This window comes from Sphingobium indicum B90A, from assembly GCF_000264945.2.
GTDB lineage: Bacteria > Pseudomonadota > Alphaproteobacteria > Sphingomonadales > Sphingomonadaceae > Sphingobium > Sphingobium indicum.
Genome location: NZ_CP013070.1, coordinates 2,835,368 through 2,854,533, shown reverse-complemented (window position 1 = coordinate 2,854,533; position 19,166 = coordinate 2,835,368). Strand labels below are relative to the sequence as shown.

At 65.8% G+C, this 19,166-nt stretch carries 17 protein-coding genes and 1 pseudogene; 8 read left to right on the top strand and 10 right to left on the bottom strand.

Going from position 1 to position 19,166, the window contains the following annotated elements; translation table 11 throughout:
- Window positions 1–102: 102 nt before the first annotated feature.
- Complete coding sequence (purL, locus tag SIDU_RS13865) at window positions 103–2,280, bottom strand: phosphoribosylformylglycinamidine synthase subunit PurL (RefSeq protein ID WP_007688692.1); 2,178 nt, start codon at window positions 2,278–2,280, stop codon at window positions 103–105.
- Between the two features lie 351 nt (window positions 2,281–2,631).
- Window positions 2,632–3,012 (bottom strand): hypothetical protein, encoded by a 381-nt coding sequence (locus SIDU_RS13860; protein ID WP_007688690.1) that lies wholly within the window; start codon window positions 3,010–3,012, stop codon window positions 2,632–2,634.
- A 167-nt stretch (window positions 3,013–3,179) separates the two neighbouring features.
- Between SIDU_RS13860 and SIDU_RS13855 the strand changes: the two genes are divergently transcribed.
- From SIDU_RS13855 to aat, 6 genes are all read left to right on the top strand, one after another.
- Window positions 3,180–3,440, top strand: a complete 261-nt coding sequence (locus SIDU_RS13855) for an exodeoxyribonuclease VII small subunit (RefSeq protein ID WP_007688687.1) — start codon at window positions 3,180–3,182, stop codon at window positions 3,438–3,440.
- A gap of 26 nt (window positions 3,441–3,466) precedes the next feature.
- Window positions 3,467–4,384, top strand: a complete 918-nt coding sequence (locus tag SIDU_RS13850) for a polyprenyl synthetase family protein (RefSeq protein ID WP_073507158.1) — start codon at window positions 3,467–3,469, stop codon at window positions 4,382–4,384.
- Window positions 4,385–4,388: 4 nt separating this feature from the next.
- Window positions 4,389–4,901, top strand: a complete 513-nt coding sequence (gene coaD / locus SIDU_RS13845; protein ID WP_007688682.1) for a pantetheine-phosphate adenylyltransferase — start codon at window positions 4,389–4,391, stop codon at window positions 4,899–4,901.
- Between the two features lie 95 nt (window positions 4,902–4,996).
- Window positions 4,997–5,776: a peptidylprolyl isomerase gene (locus SIDU_RS13840; RefSeq protein ID WP_007688681.1), complete on the top strand. Its 780-nt coding sequence runs from the start codon at window positions 4,997–4,999 to the stop codon at window positions 5,774–5,776.
- A gap of 111 nt (window positions 5,777–5,887) precedes the next feature.
- Window positions 5,888–6,922, top strand: coding sequence for a tRNA preQ1(34) S-adenosylmethionine ribosyltransferase-isomerase QueA (queA, locus tag SIDU_RS13835; protein ID WP_007688680.1), 1,035 nt, complete (start codon window positions 5,888–5,890; stop codon window positions 6,920–6,922).
- A 124-nt stretch (window positions 6,923–7,046) separates the two neighbouring features.
- The gene (gene aat, locus SIDU_RS20075; RefSeq protein ID WP_021223998.1) at window positions 7,047–7,811 is read left to right on the top strand and encodes a leucyl/phenylalanyl-tRNA--protein transferase; all 765 of its coding nucleotides are present in this window, start codon (window positions 7,047–7,049) and stop codon (window positions 7,809–7,811) included.
- 35 nt (window positions 7,812–7,846) lie between these two features.
- On the opposite strand, the pseudogene SIDU_RS20305 reads toward aat, so the two are convergent.
- The 4 genes and pseudogenes from SIDU_RS20305 to SIDU_RS13810 all read right to left on the bottom strand — a co-directional run.
- A pseudogene (locus tag SIDU_RS20305) lies at window positions 7,847–8,017 on the bottom strand (DUF2155 domain-containing protein); the annotation flags it as partial.
- A 227-nt stretch (window positions 8,018–8,244) separates the two neighbouring features.
- Window positions 8,245–8,643, bottom strand: coding sequence for an NADH:ubiquinone oxidoreductase subunit NDUFA12 (locus SIDU_RS13820; RefSeq protein WP_007688672.1), 399 nt, complete (start codon window positions 8,641–8,643; stop codon window positions 8,245–8,247).
- A gap of 49 nt (window positions 8,644–8,692) precedes the next feature.
- Window positions 8,693–9,205 carry a DUF192 domain-containing protein gene (locus SIDU_RS13815; RefSeq protein ID WP_025772780.1) on the bottom strand — a complete coding sequence of 171 codons (513 nt, stop codon included), beginning with the start codon at window positions 9,203–9,205 and terminating at the stop codon, window positions 8,693–8,695.
- Window positions 9,206–9,355: 150 nt separating this feature from the next.
- Window positions 9,356–9,880: a regulatory protein RecX gene (locus tag SIDU_RS13810; RefSeq protein ID WP_007686187.1), complete on the bottom strand. Its 525-nt coding sequence runs from the start codon at window positions 9,878–9,880 to the stop codon at window positions 9,356–9,358.
- Window positions 9,881–10,065: 185 nt separating this feature from the next.
- Between SIDU_RS13810 and SIDU_RS13805 the strand changes: the two genes are divergently transcribed.
- Together SIDU_RS13805 and SIDU_RS13800 are read left to right on the top strand one after the other, a co-directional pair.
- The gene (locus SIDU_RS13805; protein WP_050983546.1) at window positions 10,066–11,787 is read left to right on the top strand and encodes a fatty acyl-AMP ligase; all 1,722 of its coding nucleotides are present in this window, start codon (window positions 10,066–10,068) and stop codon (window positions 11,785–11,787) included.
- Between the two features lie 162 nt (window positions 11,788–11,949).
- Window positions 11,950–14,247 carry a putative bifunctional diguanylate cyclase/phosphodiesterase gene (locus tag SIDU_RS13800; RefSeq protein ID WP_007686191.1) on the top strand — a complete coding sequence of 766 codons (2,298 nt, stop codon included), beginning with the start codon at window positions 11,950–11,952 and terminating at the stop codon, window positions 14,245–14,247.
- 167 nt (window positions 14,248–14,414) lie between these two features.
- Here the strand turns inward: SIDU_RS13800 and SIDU_RS13795 are convergent, their stop codons facing one another.
- The 4 genes from SIDU_RS13795 to cysS form a co-directional block, all read right to left on the bottom strand.
- Window positions 14,415–15,164 carry a ParA family protein gene (locus SIDU_RS13795; protein ID WP_025772778.1) on the bottom strand — a complete coding sequence of 250 codons (750 nt, stop codon included), beginning with the start codon at window positions 15,162–15,164 and terminating at the stop codon, window positions 14,415–14,417.
- An 81-nt stretch (window positions 15,165–15,245) separates the two neighbouring features.
- Complete coding sequence (locus SIDU_RS13790) at window positions 15,246–16,616, bottom strand: class II 3-deoxy-7-phosphoheptulonate synthase (protein ID WP_007686194.1); 1,371 nt, start codon at window positions 16,614–16,616, stop codon at window positions 15,246–15,248.
- A gap of 122 nt (window positions 16,617–16,738) precedes the next feature.
- Window positions 16,739–17,056: a Rap1a/Tai family immunity protein gene (locus tag SIDU_RS13785; RefSeq protein WP_013041399.1), complete on the bottom strand. Its 318-nt coding sequence runs from the start codon at window positions 17,054–17,056 to the stop codon at window positions 16,739–16,741.
- 432 nt (window positions 17,057–17,488) lie between these two features.
- On the bottom strand, window positions 17,489–19,018 hold the full coding sequence (gene cysS / locus SIDU_RS13780) for a cysteine--tRNA ligase (protein WP_007686198.1): 1,530 nt from the start codon (window positions 19,016–19,018) through the stop codon (window positions 17,489–17,491).
- Window positions 19,019–19,166: the final 148 nt, after the last annotated feature.

The following is a 19,166-nucleotide window of genomic DNA, read 5'->3' as shown; positions in this document are numbered from 1 at the left end:
CGACGCATGTTGGGGCGCCATGCGCGATTGGCAAGTTGCGGCCAGTTGCTGCCGTTATTCCAGCATGCTCCTGCCTGCGCAGGAGCATGCCATTTTCCCACTTTAAAGTTCCGCGTCCATCAGCGCCGGGAAGAAACCCTCATGCGCCCCACGCAGTTCGGCCAGCGCCACGCCCGCCACCTTGTCGCCGCCGGTCGTCCCGATCTTCACGGCGCCCGGAATCTCAATCCCCTGCGCAGCAGCGACGATATACCGCCCCTGATCCTCGCCAAAGGCCCCAGCGGTCGTCAGTGCGATGTCCAGTTCCGCCCCGATCTTCCCGGCCAGCGCCATTTCCGCCACCGCGACCAGCAGGCCGCCGTCGGAAATATCATGCACCGCATTGACCTTGCCCGCCGCGATCAGGGCGCGGACGGCTTCGGCATTGGCGCGCTCGGCGGCCAGATCGACCCTCGGCGCATCGCCCGCTTCCCGCCCGGCAATCTCCCGCAGCCAGATCGACTGGCCCAGATGCGTGCCCTCGCCGCCGATCAGCCAGATCGCGTCGCCCTCATTCTTGAAAGCGACGGTCGCCATCCCGTCGACATCCTTGAGCAGGCCAATGCCGCCGATGGCGGGCGTCGGCAGGATTGCGGAGCCGCCGCCGGTCGCCTTGGATTCATTGTAGAGCGACACATTGCCCGACACGATGGGGAAATCCAGCGCCCGGCAGGCGTCGCCCATGCCCTCCAGGCAGCCGGTGAACTGCGCCATGATCTCCGGCCGCTGCGGATTGGCGAAGTTCAGGCAGTTGGTGACGGCCAGCGGCGTCGCGCCGACCGCGCTGATGTTGCGATAACATTCCGCGATGGCTTGCTTGCCTCCCTCATAGGGATCGGCATAGCAATAGCGCGGCGTGCAGTCGGTGCTGATCGCGATGCCCTTTTGCGATCCATGGACGCGCACCACCGCCGCATCGCCGCCGGGGCGCTGCACCGTGTCGGCGCCGACCATATGGTCATATTGCTCCCAAATCCACCGGCGCGAGGCGATGTCCGGCGAACCCATCAGCCTGATCAGGTCGGCGCCGATGTCGGCGCTCTCCGCGATCTCGCCCAGCGGCTGCACGCCCGACCAGGCCTTATATTCCTCCTTCGCCATCGCCGGACGGTCATAGAGCGGCGCGTCGTCGGCCAGCGGAGCCAGCGGAATGTCGCACACCGTCTCGCCTTGATGGACCAGCACCATGCGGCCCGTATCGGTCACATGGCCGATCACCGCGAAGTCTAGTTCCCACTTGCGGAAAATGGCCTCGGCAAAATCCTCCTTGCCCGGCTGGAGGACCATCAGCATCCGCTCCTGCGACTCCGACAGCATCATCTCATAGGCGGTCATGCCGGTTTCGCGCTGCGGCACCTTGTCCATGTCGAGCTGGATGCCGACGCCGCCCTTGGACGCCATCTCCACCGAGGAGGAGGTGAGGCCCGCCGCGCCCATGTCCTGGATCGCGACGATGGCGTCCGACGCCATCAGTTCCAGGCACGCCTCGATCAGCAGCTTTTCGGTGAAGGGGTCGCCCACCTGCACGGTCGGCCGCTTCTCCTCCGAATCCTCGCCGAAATCCGCCGACGCCATGGTCGCGCCATGGATGCCGTCGCGCCCGGTCTTCGACCCCACATAGACGATCGGATTGCCCACGCCCGACGCGGCGCTGTAGAAGATCTTGTCCGTCTCCGCGACGCCCACGGTCATGGCGTTGACCAGGATGTTGCCGTCATAGGCGGGGTGGAAATTCACCTCGCCGCCCACGGTCGGCACGCCCACGCAATTGCCGTAGCCGCCGATGCCGCGCACCACGCCGCTGATGAGATGCTTCATCTTGGGGTGATCGGGCCGCCCGAAGCGCAGCGCGTTCATATTCGCCACCGGCCGCGCGCCCATGGTGAACACGTCGCGCAAAATGCCGCCCACGCCCGTCGCCGCGCCCTGATAGGGTTCGATATAGCTGGGGTGGTTGTGGCTCTCCATCTTGAAGATCGCCGCCTGCCCATCGCCGATGTCGACGACGCCCGCATTCTCGCCGGGGCCGCAAATCACCTGCGGCCCTTCGGTCGGCAGCTTCTTCAGATGGATTCGCGAGCTTTTATAGGAGCAATGCTCCGACCACATGACCGAGAATATGCCGAGTTCGGTGAGGTTGGGCTCCCGGCCGAGCGCGTTCAGGACGCGATCATATTCTTCCGGGGAAAGCCCATGTTCGGCGACGACCTGGGGCGTGATCTGGGATGCGGTGCTGGACATGAGCGCGCCTTTAGCGATGGAGCGTTCGATAGACAATAAGATGATGGCCCACCCGCATCCGGCGCAATGTCGCGGAAGGCGCACCCATCCTATTCCTCCCCATCGCAAGATGGGGAGGGTCGAAGAGAGTCACGTGCCTCTCTTCGACGCCGCCGAAGGCGGTGGTGGAGGGGAAATACGCAGGTCGCGCCATTTCCCCTCCACCATGCTTCGCATGGTCCCCCTCCCCACGCTTCGCGCAGGGAGGATTAAGAACATCCCCCACCGGCCACCTTCCGCCAACCCAAAAATAAAAAGACCGGCCTTCCGCATGGGAAGACCGGCCGGGATATGCGGGAAAATGAAAGAAGATCAGCCCTTGCAGCTAACCGCGTCCTTGCCCGGAAGGGTGGCGGTGATCTGCTTGCCCGAACCCTCGATCTTGTAACCGGCGCCCTCGAAGGGCTTGCCGGCTTCGGCGGCGGTCAGCTTGGTCGGCGCGCCGTCCTTTTCGGTGCGCAGGTTCGCCGTCTTGTCGTCGCTCATGAAGTCGACGAAGATCAGGCTGTTGTCCTTGCAGCGATATTGATGGCTTTCCTTCACCATCGGCGGCAGTTCGATGGGCGCGGCATTGGCGAGCTTTTCGGCCATGGGATCGGCGGGGCCGCCCACGACTTCGGGTTCGTCATTCTTGTTGCAGGCGGAAAGCAGCGCAAGCGCCGCTACGGAGATCAGGGGGAGATGATATTTCATAGCGGTCCTTCTATGTGCACTAGCCATGCCAAGCGTCAACGCAAAACTGCCGCAAGTCCGCCAGCCAGTGGTGCGACGTCATGACGTTTTCGTGAACGGCGGCCGGAATCGGCGGCCATGGCCCATGCGGGCTTGACCGGGCGGGCGGGGGCCGCCAATGCAGGGACATGGCGCAAGACAGCATGACACAACAGGGCGATCCGTCGCAGATGTCGTTCGAAGATGCGTTGCGCGCGCTCGAATCGATCGTCCGGCGGCTGGAGAGCGGGGACGTGCCGCTCGACGAATCCATCTCGCTCTATTCGCAGGGCGAGGAGCTGCGGAAACGCTGCATGGAACGGCTCCAGGCGGCCGAAGCGCGCATCGCCAAGCTGACGATCGACGCAGGCGGCGCCGTGACCGGCGCGCAGCCCTTCGGTTCGGACTGAGCGTGCCGCATGCGGGAGAGGCGGTCATGAGCGGGGGTTCCGCCTCGCCCCCCGCGACGGGCCTGGTGGCCGGCCGCGCGGCGGCCGTGGCGGCCGATGTCGACCGCCTGTTCGACCGGCTGCTGGCGGTCCCCGACGATCCGCGCCGCCGCTTGTACGAGGCGATGCGCCATGCCGCCATGGACGGCGGCAAGCGGCTGCGCCCGCTGCTGGTGCAGGCGGCCAGCGACCTGTTCAACATCTCGCGGGAGTCTGCGCTGCGGGTCGGCGTCGCGGTCGAATGCATCCATGTCTATTCGCTGGTGCATGACGATCTTCCGGCGATGGACGATGACGACATGCGCCGGGGCAAGCCGACCGTGCACAGGGCGTTCGACGAAGCGACGGCGATCCTGGCGGGCGATTGCCTGCACGACCTGGCGTTCGAGATATTGGCGGACGAGGAAACGCATCCCGACCCCTTCGTCCGGATCGAACTGGTGAAGGCGCTCGCCGTCGCCAGCGGCACCAGCGGCATGGCGGGTGGTCAGATGATGGACCTGGAGGCGGAGAAGGCCAGCTTCGACCTGCCCACAGTCACCCGGCTCCAGCAGTTGAAGACCGGCGCGCTGATCGCCGTCTGCGTCGATGCGGCGGCGATCATGGCCCGCATCCCGCCGGAGGGGCGGATGCGCCTGCACGGCTATGCCCGCGACATCGGCCTTGCCTTCCAGATCGCCGACGACCTGCTGGACGTGGAGGGGGACGCCGTTCTCGCCGGCAAGGCGCTGGGCAAGGACGCGGCGGCGGGGAAGGAAACCTTCGTCTCGCTGCTGGGGGTGGAGCGGGCGCGGGAGCAGGCTCGCCTGCTGGTGGGACAGGCCAAGGCGCATCTGCACGGGCACGGGCCGGGGGCGGACCTGCTGCGCGCCATCGCCGACTATATCGTGGAAAGGGATCGCTAGGGGCATGAGCAAGCAGAGGGTGGGGGTCTATCCCGGCACATTCGATCCGATCACCTTGGGTCATATGGACATCATCCGGCGCGGCGCGAAGCTGGTCGACAAGCTGGTGATCGGCGTCACCACCAACATCTCCAAATCCCCGATGTTCTCCGACGAAGAACGGCTGGACATGGTCCGCCGCGAATGCGCGGGCATCGACACGGAAATCGTCGTCACCGGCTTCAACTCGCTGCTGATGGACTTCGCCGAATCGCAGGGGGCCAGCGTCATCATCCGGGGCCTGCGCGCCGTCGCGGACTTCGAATATGAATATCAGATGGCGGGGATGAACCAGCAGATCAACGGCCGGGTGGAAACCGTCTTCCTGATGGCGGACGTGTCGCTGCAGCCCATCGCATCCCGCCTGGTCAAGGAAATCGCGCTCTATGGCGGGCCGATCCACAAATTCGTCAGCCCCGCCGTGCGCGAGGAAGTGGAGGCGCGGGTGGCCGCCATCGGCCTGAAAGGGCAGGGCTGAAGGCTCCACTCAGCCTTCGTTCAGTTGCCAATCGCGAAGAGGGCGCTATCAGGGGCAACTTCGCATCTGGGCAAAATTTGAGGAAAGCAGCATTCATGCGGTTCACGTCGGCGCTCAAGACCGTGGCGATCGGTTTCGCCCTCTATGCATCGAGCGGCGCTGCCCTGGCCCAGGGCGGCGGCGGCCGCAATGCTGAGGAGATGAAGAAGGAGGAGGCGGCCGTGCGCGCGGAGCAGACCGCCAAGCAGCTCGGCCTCGACCCCGCATCCAGGTTGCCGGCGGCCACGGTGCCGGTCGATCCCCAGAATGTCTGGGATCTCGACCTGTCGAGCGGCGGCCGCGTGCGCATCCAGTTGCGTCCCGACATCGCGCCCGGCCATGTAGAGCGGATCAAGGAGCTGACGCGGCAGGGCTTCTACAACGGCCTCAAGTTCCACCGCGTCATCCCCGGCTTCATGGCGCAGGGCGGCGATCCCAAGGGCGACGGAACCGGCGGTTCGACGCTGCCGGACCTGAAGGCGGAGTTCAATCCGATGCCGCATCTGCGCGGCACCGTCTCCATGGCCCGCGCCCAGAGCGAGGACAGCGCCAACAGCCAGTTCTTCATCGTCTTCCTGCCGCGCATGCAGCTCGACAAGAAATATACGGTGTTCGGCCGCGTGATCGAGGGCATGCAATATGTCGACGCGATCCATGAGGGCGAGCCGCCCGCCGATCCGACGATCATCCTCCAGGCATCGATCGAAAGCGACGGCAAGCCGCCGGTGACGGCGCTGCCGACGCCGCCCGCTCAGCCGACCCCGTCGATCGCCGCGCCGCCGCCCGCGAAGCAGCCTGTGCCCGCAAGGAAGCCGGCCACGCTGAAGAAGAAATAGTAAGGCCGGGTGAATGCGTGCTCCTGCGAAGGCAGGAGTCCAGTCCCGCCGTCTGAACTGGGTTCCTGTCTTCACAGGAGCACTTGATATGCTGTTCTAGAGCATTCGACCATGCGCGTAGACCTGTTCGATTTCGACCTTCCGCCCGAAAGCATCGCGCTTCGCCCCGCTTCCCCGCGCCATTCGGCCCGGCTGCTGCTGGCGGCGGGCGACGCGCCGTTCCAGGACCGGATCGTGCGCGACCTGCCCGGCCTGCTGCGCCCCGGCGACGTGCTGGTGTTCAACGACACCAAAGTCATCCCGGCCCAATTGGAAGGCATTCGCGGCCAGGCGAAGATCGGCGCGACGCTGCACAAGCGGCTCGGCCTGCGCCAGTGGCAGGCCTTCCTCCGCAACGCCAAGCGGGTGCGGGACGGCGACCGGATCGATTTCGGCAATGGCGTCACCGCCGTGGCCGGCCCGCGCGACGAGGAGGGCGGCGTCATGCTCCGCTTCGAGGGCGAGGAGCCGGTCGAACTGTTGCTGGAACGGGCGGGCCGGATGCCACTGCCCCCCTATATCGCCAGCAAGCGCCCGACCGACGAGCGCGACCGCAGCGACTACCAGACCATGTTCGCGCGGGAGGACGGCGCCGTCGCCGCGCCCACGGCGGCGCTGCACTTCACGCCCGAATTGATGACCGCGATAGAAAAAGCCGGCATCGGAACGGAAACGCTGACCCTGCACGTCGGCGCCGGCACCTTCCTGCCGGTCAAGGTGGAGGATACGGACGATCACCATATGCATGCCGAATGGGGGCGGATCGACCAGGCGACGGCGGACCGCCTCAATGCGGCGCGGGCGGCGGGAGGCCGGCTGATCGCGGTCGGCACCACCAGCCTGCGCCTGCTGGAAAGCGCGACGGGGGAAGACGGCATCATCCGCCCCTTCGAGGACGAGACGCGGATCTTCATCACGCCCGGCTACCGTTTCCGCGCGGTCGACGGGCTGATGACCAATTTCCACCTGCCCAAATCGACCTTGTTCATGCTGGTAAGCGCCCTGATGGGCACGGAAAAAATGCAGTCGGTCTACCGGCACGCCATTGATGGCGGCTATCGCTTCTACAGCTATGGCGACTCCAGCCTGCTGTTGCCGAATCCTTAGGCTGAATGTCGATACAGCCTAGAAGGATTCGCGCCGGCGGGCAGGAATTCCCGCCATGCAGGGCGGTCTCAGGCATGAAAGTCGTACTGGCGCGCCGCCCGGTCTGGCGTTAAGTCTTTCCTTGATGACGATTGACCCGTTGGTGCTGTTGCAGGCTTACGCGATCGGCGTGTTTCCCATGTCCGACGACCGCGAGGCGGACGAGGTGTACTGGATCGAGCCGAAGCGGCGGGCGATCATGCCGCTCCATGGCTTCCACATCTCTCATTCGCTGGCCAAGACGATAAGGCGGGAGCGGTTTCGGGTGACCGCCAATCGCGATTTCGCCGGCATCGTCCGCCTGTGCGCGGAGGCCGCGCCGGACCGGCCTTCCACCTGGATCAACCATCCGATCGAGCGGGCCTATCGCCACCTGCATGAAATAGGTTTCGCCCACTCCGTCGAAATATGGGAGGGGGAGGAGCTGGTCGGCGGCCTCTACGGCGTGGCGCTGGGCCGGGCCTTTTTCGGGGAAAGCATGGTGTCCCGGCGCACCGATGCGTCGAAGGTGGCGCTGGCCTGGCTGACCGCCCGGATGCGTTTCGGCGGCTTCACCCTGCTCGATTGCCAGTTCATGACCGATCATCTGCGGTCATTGGGCGCGATAGAGATCAGCCAGCGCGACTATCTTCAATCATTGGCGGGCGCGTTGGACGGCGTGGCGCTGGGGGCCGGGCGGGGCGTGCTGGCGGCCGGTTCCGGGGTCTGGGCGGAACTGGCGTTCTCTCCGCTCGCCGGGGACGCATTGGCCCGCGCCCCGTCCGACGCTTCGCCCTTGTCGCCCAGCTTCACCGTGTCCGGGCCGGTTTCGGGCCAGGACATCGTGCAGCTTCTGACCCAGACGTCATAGACCGGGTGCTGCACGACATTGCGGTCCGGCCGTTCGCGGAACAGCCAGCCGGAAAAATTGCGCCGCCATTTATTGTCGGCGGTGCTGCGCACGTCCAGTTGCACGAAGGCGCCGGTTTCCTGCACATTTTCCCAGGGCGCCGTGGTTTCGCAGGCCTGCAGCCGAACGATGGCGTCGCCCACGCGCAGCGCTTCGCCGGGTTTCATCGTCAGGTCGGTGGTGATGCCGTTGCGCTTGTTGAGCAGGCCGATCACCGCCACGCGCTCGTTCATCGGCGTGCCCGTAAGGGGGGATTCATCGCCATTGCGGATCTTCTGCCCCTCTATGCGGACGGGGCCGCCCTGGTTCTGCGTCGGCAGGTCGTCGCCGCCGCAACCGGCCAGGACCAGCGCGCAGCCGAGGATCGGCAGGAAACGTCCCGCCGGGCGCCGCGTCATGATGCGTCGGGGCTCCACGCCTCATAATCGCCGGTCGCCTTCTGGCGCAGGCCACCCTTTTCCAGCGCGCCCGTGGGGCGATAGGCCTGGGCCGTGCCGGTGGCGTTGGGGGTGAAATCCTTTTCCCAGATGCGGGGCGGCGGCAGGAAGCTTTCCGGCGCGCCCTCTATCGAATGGTGCAGCCAGCCATGCCATTCGGCGGGCACGCGGCTGGCGTCGTTGGCGCCATTGTAGATGACCCAGCGGCGGGTCAGGCCATTGGGGTCGGTGCCGCCCTCATAATAGACATTGCCCTGATGATCCTCGCCCACCTTCGTGCCCTTGCGGGAGGTATGGAGCGAGGTGCCGATGGTCGCGCCATCCCACCAGGTGAAGATCTTGCCAAGGATTCCCATGGGCGAAGCGCTTAGCCGCTGCGCCCGGCGCTTGGCAAGGCGGTTCTGGTCAGCCGGGGCAGAAATTGAGGGGGCTTGCGGGCGCAGAGGCGGTGCAGTCGCCCCATTGCACATGGTCGCCCTCCCCGATGCCCAGTTCCGCCGCCCGGCCGCCGCGCAGTTCGAGGACGGCGGCCACCGGAATGCCGGCCGAGACGGGCTCGCGGGAATAGGGCGCAGCACTGGCCTTGAGGAAAGCGATGCTGCCGTCGGTGTGGATGAACAGCATGTCGAGCGGGATCAGCGTGTTCTTCATCCAGAAGCTGGCGGTGCGCGGCGGGTCCATCGGGAACAGCATGCCGCCGTCGGGGGCGAGCAACTTGCGGAACATCAGGCCCTGCTCCTGCTGCTTTTCGGTCAGGGCGACCTCCACGGTGAAGCGGTGGGTGGCTTTGGCGGTGCGGATGGTGAGGGGGAGGGTGGTTTGGCGGGCAGCGGCGGGGTTGGTGGTGTTTTCGGCTTTGGGAGCGCCTTGTGAGCAGGCAGTAAGGAGGGTCGCGAGGATGAGGGGGAGGCATTTCATGATTATGGCGTATCGCAGCTTCACGATGAAAAACAGCGTGCTCCTGCGAAGGCAGGAGCCCAGTCCGTCCTCACCGTCTTTATGCAACCTCCGAACTGGGCTCCTGCCTTCGCAGGAGCACGCCGCGCCTTTTGGCCCGGCTCCTGCCCTTCATCCCTCCGCTTCCGGCACCTCGCCCGGCGCGGCGTCGGTCCAGCGGCGGGCGGTGGCGTAATCATGGCCGGCGCGCAGGAAGGCGGCGATCCATTTCTCGCGCTGCTTCGGGTCTGGCCGTTCCAGCGCATAGGGGCCGATGCGCTTGCGGCGGGCGAAGCGGTCGGCGGAGGACCAGCTTTCCCTTTCCGTCTGGGCTTGGGCTTCCTCCCGGTCGGCCTCCGCTATGCCGTCGGCGCGCAGGGTTTCCGCGACCCGGCGGGCGCCATAGCCGCGGCGGCTGAGCGCGCCGCTTTTCATCACCGCATAGCCGGCATCGTCGACATAGCGCAGTTCGCTCAGACGATCGACCAGCGCCTGCGGATCGGCTGGGCCTTCGCCGCCCCAGCCGCGTTCCTTCACCTTGCGGTTCAGATAAGCGAGCAATTTGGCGCGGCTGGTGGCGAAACGGCCGACATAGCGCAGCGCCAGTTCGCGCAGCGCCTCTTCGTCGAGCGGGGGAGGAAGGCGTTTATCGGCCATGGCAATGCTTCATGCGGCAAGCGCCTTGATTATGCCACAGTCGGGCCGGAATTTTACCGCCCCTTCCGGGTTAAAAGCTCAGGCTGGAATGCAACTATCCGGTGCAATGCAGCTTGAAAGCTGTTAGCGGCGCGCCGGAATAGGACAAATATGACATTGGTAACGCCAATATGGGTTCGCAAAGCATGATGGCACCGACGCCGACCACCGACGATCTGCCCCGCCGTTTCTCGGATTTCGAGACGCTGGGCGAAGCGCTGGACTATGCCGCGACCGGACGGCGCGGCCTCAACTTCCACGATGCGCGGGGAAATCTGGCGCGCGCCTATCCCTTTTCGGAATTGCGCGCCGACGCCATCGCCTGCGCGCACCGGCTGATCGCCCATGGGGTCAAGCCCGAAGACCGCGTGGCGCTGGTGGCGGAAACGGGGGCCGATTTCGCGCAATTGTTCTTCGGCATCGTCTATGCGGGCGGCTGGCCGGTGCCGCTGCCGCTGCCGACCAGCTTCGGCGGCAAGGAAAGCTATATCGACCAGTTGAACGTCCAGTTGTCGAGCTGCGACCCGATGCTGTTCCTCTTCCCCAGGGAATTGGAGGAGATGGCGGGGGAATCCGGCCGCCAGAAAGCGGTCGAGAGCATCGCCTTCGAGGATTTCATCGCGCGGGAGGCCGTGCCCTGCGACCTGCCGCAGGCGCAGCCGCACGAAATCGCCTATCTGCAATATTCGAGCGGTTCGACCCGCTTCCCCCATGGCGTCGCGGTGACGCATCATGCGCTGCTCAGCAACCTGGCCGCGCACAGCCATGGCATGAAGGTGCAGGACAGCGACCGCTGCATAAGCTGGCTGCCCTGGTATCATGACATGGGCCTGGTCGGCTGCTTCCTGTCGGTCGTCGCCAACCAGGTGTCGACCGATTACATGAAGACCGAGGATTTTGCCCGCCGTCCGCTGGCGTGGCTGGACCTGATCAGCCGGAACGAGGGCACCTCGATCAGCTATTCCCCGACCTTCGGCTATGACATCTGCGCGCGGCGCATGTCGAGCCAGACCAAGGCGCAGGACCGTTTCGACCTGTCCCGGTGGAGACTGGCGGGCAATGGCGCGGACATGATCCGCCCCGATGTGATGCAGAGCTTCGTCGACGCCTTTGGCGATGCGGGCTTCAGCCCCAAGGCGTTCCTGCCGAGCTATGGCCTGGCGGAGGCGACGCTGGCCGTCACCATCATGCCGCCGGGCGAGGGCATCATCGTCGAGCTGGTCGAGGAAACCGACCTGTCCGGCGGCGACGCGACCGAGGGCCGCCCGCAGCGTTTTCGCTCCATCGTCAACTGCGGCAAGCCCGCGCGGGACATGATCGTGGAAATCCGCGACGAGGACGGCGCGAAGCTGAACGAGCGCCAGATCGGCAAGGTGTGGACCACCGGACCGTCGCTGATGGTCGGCTATTTCCGCGATCAGGAGGCGACCGACGCCTGCATGGTCGACGGCTGGCTGGACACGGGCGACATGGGCTATCTCAGCGACGGCTATCTCTACATCGTCGGCCGCGCCAAGGACATGATCATCATCAACGGTAAGAATCACTGGCCGCAGGACATCGAATGGGCGGTGGAGCAGTTGCCCGGCTTCAAGCAGGGCGACATCGCCGCCTTCGCCATCACCACGCCGGGCGGCGAGGAAGCGCCCGCCGTGCTGGTGCATTGCCGCACCTCCGACAATGACGAGCGCACGCGGCTGCGCGACCAGATCCGGGAGAGGGTGCGGGCGATCACCGGCATGAACTGCGTCGTCGAACTGGTGCCGCCGCGCACCCTGCCGCGCACCAGTTCGGGCAAATTGAGCCGGTCGAAGGCGCGCAACCTCTATCTGACCGGCGAAATCCGTCCCTACGACATCGCCGCCTGAACCCCGTCGTCGCGCATTGCCCTCCCCGGCGCCGCGCTTTTTTACCTGCTTTCATTCCGCCGTTACGGATTGATAACCGCTTCCTGTTAATCCGGGCGGGTGAAACGCGGGCACGGGCCATCTTCTGAACCGGCTTCTCGGGAGCGAATATCGCTTCCGGCGATGATGGGCCTTGCCGTCGTGCCGGGCGACGCGGCCGAACGGGTGCTGGCCGCCCAATTGCGCTCGGCCGATCATGTCGCGCTGCTGCGGCAGGCGATGAACCTCTTTGGCCTGCTGTTCCTCTGGCAGGTCTTCGGTCACCACGGCTCTGCGCCGGGACTGATGCTGTGGAGCGCCGCGCTGCTTCTCTCCATGGCCGTCGGCGGCATCTTGCGCCGCAGGCGGAACGGCGCGGCGGTCAGCGCCGCCGATCTTCGCGTCCATGGCTTTACCGGCCTGCTCCACGGCCTCATCTGGGCAGCGTGCATGATGTCGCTTTCCGCGGGGCATGGCGCAGCGCAGTCGGTGGCGCATTGGACGCTGATCAGTTGCATCATGGTCTGCGGCGCGATCAGCTATGCCCCCACTCCGCTGGCGGCGACCGGCTTTCTGCTGCCCTGCATCGTCGGGCTTGGCGCCCTGTTCGATCCGCGCGACCAGGCGCCGCTGCTCGCCCTGGCCACCAGCTATGCGCTGTCGCTGCTGGTCGGCTGCTTCCTCTATGCGCGGACCTTCGCCCGGCAGCACAGCGCCAGCGTGCAACTGGAGGAGAAAAGCGAGGTCGTCAGCCTGCTGCTGCGCGAATATGAGCATGGCGCGTCGGACTGGCTGTGGCAGACCGATCCTGCGCGGCGGTTGAGCGGCGTGTCGCCGCGCCTGGCGGAAATGCTGGGCCGCGCGCCGGCCGAGGCGGAAGGCGTGCTGCTGGTCGAACTGCTGGCTGGAAACGCCTGGGAAAGCGGACTGTTTCCGACCGAACTGCATGAACTGGCGGATCATCTGAAGCGGCGGGAGAGTTTCAGCAACATCGTCCTGCCCGTCGAACTGGATGGAAAAGTGCGCTGGTGGGAACTGTCGGCATCGCCCCGCTATGATGAGGGCGGCGCCTTTCTCGGCTTTCGCGGCGTCGGTTCCGATATTACCGAGCAGCGGGAATCGGCGGAGCGGATCGCCCAGCTTGCGCGGTTCGACCCGTTGACCGGCCTGCCCAACCGCACCCATCTGCGCGACGTGCTGGATCAGGCGATGGGCGGCGGGATGGCGGGCGCGGCGCGGGCGGGCGGCTGCGCCTTCCTGATGATCGACCTCGATCGGTTCAAGGCGGTGAACGACACGCTGGGGCACCAGATCGGCGACAAGCTGCTGACCCAGGTGGCGCGGCGGTTGCGGCACATCTGTTCCGGCGCCGAATTTTGCGGGCGCATCGGCGGAGACGAATTTGCCGTCGTCATCCCGCAATTGGGCGAGACCCACGGCGTCGACAAGCTGGCGGCCAGGATCATCAACGGCCTTTCCGCCCCCTATCAGGTGGACGAACATACGCTCTATGTCGGCGCATCGGTGGGATCGGCGGTGTCGCCGCAGGACGGCCGCGAATCGGAGGCGCTGATAAGGAGCGCCGACCTTGCCCTCTATCGCGCGAAAGGCGACGGCGGCGGCGTGCATTGCGCCTATGAACCGCAACTGCATGCCCAGGCGGAGGAGCGGCGCCAACTGGAACTGGCGCTGCGCGACGCGCTGGAGAAGAAGCAGTTGCACGTGCTGTTCCAGCCGGTGGTGGAGGCGCAGGCCGGCGCCGTCGTCGGGTTCGAAGCGCTGGTGCGCTGGACCCACCCGGACATGGGGCCGATCTCGCCGGCCAAATTCATTCCGGTCGCGGAAGAGGCCCGGCTGATCGGGCCGATCGGGGAATGGGTGCTGCGGACCGCCTGCAAGGAAGCGGCATGCTGGCCGGAGGACGTGCGGATCGCGGTCAATGTCTCGGCCGAGCAGCTTGCTCATCCGAGCTTCGTCGGCGCGGTCGTATCCGCTCTCGCGCAAAGCGGGCTGGAGGCGCGGCGGCTGGAACTGGAAGTCACCGAAAGCGTGTTCGTCAACGCCGATACCGGGGCGCTCAAGATACTCGACCAGTTGCGCGGCCTGGGCGTTCGGCTGTCGCTCGACGATTTCGGCACGGGCTATTCCTCGCTCGGCTATCTCAGCCGAACGCGTTTCGACACGATCAAGATCGACCGCAGCTTCGTCGTGGGCGCGTCGAACAACAAGGCGGAGAGCCTGGCGATCATCCGCGCGGTGGTCACGCTGGCCGACAGCCTGGGCATGGCGACCACGGCGGAAGGCGTCGAAACGGAGGCGGAACTGGCGATGGTCCGGGGCCTGGGCTGCCGCAAGGTCCAGGGCTTCTATTTCGGACGGCCCATGCCGGCGGCCGACGCGGCGGCGCTGTTTCCGGCGCATCAGGCGCGGGCACGGGCTTAGATACGCGAATAGCCAGGCCGACTTTCGACCCTTGGTGAAGCGCGCCGTGCTCCTGCGCTCGACCTATCATCGCACCGCCTGAACCGGGCTCATTCGAACGCCTGCGCAGGAGCAAGCTGCGCCGATGGCGGCAATCGGTCGATCCAGCCGGCCCCGCTCGCGGCCACCTACCGCTTCTGAACCTGTCGTTCGATCGTCGTCCAAAGCCCGGTAAAAGCCTGCGCCGATGGAGAAGAGGCCGCAAACGCGCCCAGCGGCTTCCGGCGCACGGCCATCTGCTCGACGGCGCTGGCCATGGGGATGGCTGGCCAGCCGGGCTGCGCGTCCAGCGCGGTGCGGTGCAGGGCGCGGCGGCGGTCGACCATGGAATAGACCGGCATGATCGGCGGGTGGCTGCCGCCGCGCTGCACCAGATAGCGGGCGACCTCCCCCATGGCGCGCTGGGCGAGGGGGGAGGGGATGACGGGAATCACGATCATGTCCGCGGCGCGCAGCACCTGCTCGCTGGTCTCGGTCAGGCCGGGCGGACAATCCAGGATGATCCGGTCATAATCCTTGCCCAGGCTCTCGATCAGCCTGGCGAGGCGCTTCTTCTTGTCCATCTCGCGGAACAGATGGTCCAGGCTGCGCAGCGAGGTGTCGGCGGCGATCAGGTCCAGGCCCGGCACGGTGGAGGGCTGGATCAGCTTGCGGACCTCCACATCCTTGCTGAAGATCGCCTGCGCGGCGTCCCTGCTCTCGCTGTCGGTGGAGATCAGCCAGCTTGCCGCCGCCTGCGGATCGAGATCCCACAGCAGCGTCCGGCGTTTCGAGATGCTGGCGGACGCCCAGGCGAGGTTGATCGCGAAGGTCGTCTTGCCGACGCCCCCTTTCAGGCTGTAGACGGCGATGGTCGCCAATGCCGGTTCCTTTGCCATGCGCGGAGGCTATCTTGCTGCACCGCCAAAGCAAGGGCTGAATCACGGCAATGTTACGTCCGTGTGACGAACGGCCCGGTTTCAGGCCGCCGCCCGCCGCTCCTTCAACTCCTCGTTCAGCATTTCCGCGAGCAGGAAAGCCAGTTCCAGGCTCTGCGCGGCGTTGAGGCGCGGGTCGCAATGGGTGTGGTAGCGGTCGGCCAGCCCCTCGTCGGTGATCGCCACCGCGCCGCCGGTGCATTCCGTTACATTCTGGCCAGTCATTTCGGCATGGATGCCCCCGCCGAAGCTGCCCTCCGCCCGGTGGACGGCGAAGAAGCCGCGCACTTCGGCCAGGATGCGGTCGAACGGGCGGGTCTTGTAGCCGTTCGCAGCCTTGATGACATTGCCGTGCATCGGGTCGCAGGACCAGACCACCGGATGGCCTTCGCGCAGGACGGCGCGGACCAGCTTGGGCAGGCCCGCCTCGATCTTGTCATGGCCGTAGCGGGTGATGAGCGTGATGCGCCCGGCCTCCCGCAAGGGGTTCAATATGTCGAGCAGGCGGATCAGCGCGTCCGGCTCCAGCGAGGGGCCGCACTTCATGCCGATCGGATTGCCGATGCCGCGCAGATATTCGACATGGGCCGACCCTTCGAACCGGGTGCGGTCGCCGATCCACAGCATATGGGCGGACGTGTCGTACCAGTCGCCGGTCAGCGAATCCTGCCGGGTCAGCGCCTGCTCATAGGGCAGCAGCAGCGCCTCATGGCTGGTGTAGAAGCTGGTGCCGCCAAGCTGCGGCACGGTCTCCGGCGACAGGCCGCAGGCGCGCATGAAGTCGAGCGCCTGGCCGATCTGGTCCGCCATCGCCTCGAACTTAGCGGCCCAGGGGCTGCGGCCCATGAAATCCAGCATCCAGCCGTGCACCCGGTCCAGGCTGGCATAGCCGCCGGTCGAAAAGGCGCGCACCAGGTTCAGCGTCGCCGCCGACTGGTTATAGGCGCGGATCATGCGGCTTGCGTCGGGTTCGCGGGCCTCCGCCGTGAAGGCGATGTCGTTGACATTGTCGCCGCGATAGCTGGGCAGTTCCACGCCGCCGATGGTTTCCGTGTCGGCGGAACGGGGCTTGGCGAACTGACCCGCCATGCGGCCGACCTTCACGATGGGCAGCTTCGACGCGAAGGTCAGCACCACCGCCATCTGCAGCAGCACGCGGAACGTGTCGCGGATATTGTTCGGGTGGAACTCGGCAAAGCTTTCGGCGCAGTCGCCGCCCTGCAGCAGGAAGGACTCCCCGGCCACGACTTTGGCCAGCTCGGCCTTCAGGCTGCGCGCCTCGCCGGCAAAGACGAGCGGGGGAAACTGGCTGAGCTGCGCCTCCACGGCGCCAAGCGCTTGGGCATCCCGATAGACGGGCATCTGAATGCCCTTATGCTCCCGCCAGCTTTCCGGCGTCCACTTCGCCGCCACTTTGAGTCTCCCAAAGATCATAAAATAGGGGCCGCACCTACGCGCAACCAGGGGCTAACGCAAGTTTATAGCGGCAGGGGCGCTCGCGGATTTCGATGGTTGCGCGGCCGGGAGGGCCCGCGTCATTTTTCGCAGGGATATTGTTCGTTCAGCGCCACGCTGACCAGGACGGATGCGGGCGCCTGCCGCTGATCGGGGTAGCGGGTGAGATAGGCGAGGACGATGCGCTTCACATCCTCTGCATTCAGTTGCGCGGGCCAGCAATTGGGCTTGGCGCGGCCGATGAAGACGTCCTTCTTGATGCCGTCCACCGCGCCGACGATGTAAGCGGTGCAGGCCAGCCCATATTCGGGCGCCTTGTTTCGGCACTTTGCAAGCAGGGTCGTGCCCGTTTCGAACATATAATTTTGAGCAGGTGCAGCAATGGGGATTGCCGCCATTCCACTGACCGCGATGAAAGCTGCCGTTGCGTATCTTAGCATGTGCGGAATCTGCCCGTTTTGGAGCGATCTGTCCAAACGAACGAACCTGCCCCGCGCACATCCTGCCTCAGATGGCGCCGCTTTGCCAGCGGACGAAAGGATAAGGCCCGCTGCCAGAAATCGCCCAGGCGGCGGGGACAAATCCGGAAATGTCGGGATTGGTCATTAATTCCTCCCTACGCGAAGCGTGGGGAGGGGGACCGCTCGCGAAGCGAGTGGTGGAGGGGAAATACGCAGGTCGTGCCCCGTTCCCCTCCACCATGCTTTGCATGGTCCCCCTCCCCATCTCCCGATGGGGAGGAATAAGAGCGTCCGCCAACCACTTAAATCACCCAGTTCGGTCCAATTAAATCACCCAGTCCGGTCCAAGTCCCCGCACGCAGGTAAAAATCAAGCCAGCGCCAACCGCCAGTCCCAGCGCAGCGGATCGCCGTCCATCACTTCCACCCCGCGCGCGATCAGGGTGTCGCGAATCTCGTCCGACAGGGCGAAGTCCTTTTCGGCGCGGGCGGCCTGGCGGCGGTCGAGTTCGGCTTCGATCTCTTCCGGCGCGATCTGCGCGTCCTTGGGCTGGATGCGCAGGTCAGCGCGGCCGATGGTCAGCAGGTCGAGGCCCAGCGCCTGATCGAACGCCGCAAGCAGGCAGAGCTTTTCGTCCACCGGCACCTTCTTCATGCCGATGGTTTCTTCCAGCAGGGGAAGCGCGCGGGGCGTCATCAGGTCATCGCTGATCGCCGCGTCGAACTGTTCGAGCAAGGGAGCGAGTTTGGGATGCAGATTGGCGCGCAGCCAGTCGAGGCGCGGCGACTGCCATGTCACGCCCTCGGCCCGCGCCTTCAGATTCTCCACGCCCATGACCAGGCGTTTCAGCCGGGTGAGCGCGGCGCTCACGCTCTCCGCGCTGAATTCCAGTTCGCTGCGATAATGGGCGCCCAGGCACAGCAGGCGATAGGCGAGCGGATGCACGCCCGCGTCGATCAGCGAGAAGAGGGTGGTGAAGCCGCCCTTCGACTTGCTCATCTTCCCCTGCCGGTCCACGAGGAAGTTGTTGTGCATCCACCAGCGGGCGCCGGTAAAACCCGCCGCCGCCGCGTCCGCTTCGCCGCAGCAGCCATGAAATGCCTGGTTCTGCGCGATCTCGTTGGGATGGTGGATTTCGCGATGGTCGATGCCGCCGGTGTGGATGTCGAACGGATGGCCCAGCCGCGCCTCGCTCATCACCGAGCATTCGAGGTGCCAGCCCGGCGCGCCCTTGCCCCAGGGGGAGTCCCATTCCATCTGCCGCTGCTCGCCCGGCGGGGACTTGCGCCATATGGCGAAGTCGCTGGGGTTGCGCTTGCCCGCGACCGGATCGATGCGGGCATGAGCCGCGTCGTCGCGCCCGCCGGCAAGCGCGCCATAATCAGGCACGCTGCTGCTGTCGAAATAAAGGCCGCTTTCCAGTTCGTAGCAATGGGCGGGCGCGATCTTCTCCGCAAAGGCGATCATCTGCGGCACATAGTCTGTGGCGACCGTCCATTCGCTGGGCGGGATGATGTTGAGGTCCGCGATGTTGCGCTTGAAGGCGTCGGTATAATGGGCCGCTATGTCCCAGATGCTCTTTGCCTGGGCGCGGGCGGCGGCCTCCATCTTGTCGTCCCCGGCGTCGGCGTCGCTGGTCAGGTGGCCGACATCGGTGATGTTGATGATGTGGGTGACGTCCAGCCCCTTCCACAGCAAGGTGCGGCGCAGCGTGTCGGTGAAGACATAAGCGCGCAGATTGCCGAGATGGGCGTAATTATAGACGGTCGGGCCGCAGCTGTAGACGCGGGCATGGTTCGGCTGGATCGGCGCGAAGGGTTCGACCGCGCGCGTCAGGCTGTTGAACAGCCGCAGGGGCGCGTCGGCATGCTGCTGCGCGGGGGTGAACTGGTCGCTCATGGGCGCAGCCATGCGGCGGTTCGGCCGGGGCGTCAACAGCCCTCGATATTTGTAACAAATTGTTGCTAATGGCCCCATCCCTTGCATTGGCGCGTTGGTCCACCAATATTGCCTGTGCGGGCCGGGCCCCTCTGGCGGTTGAATGCAT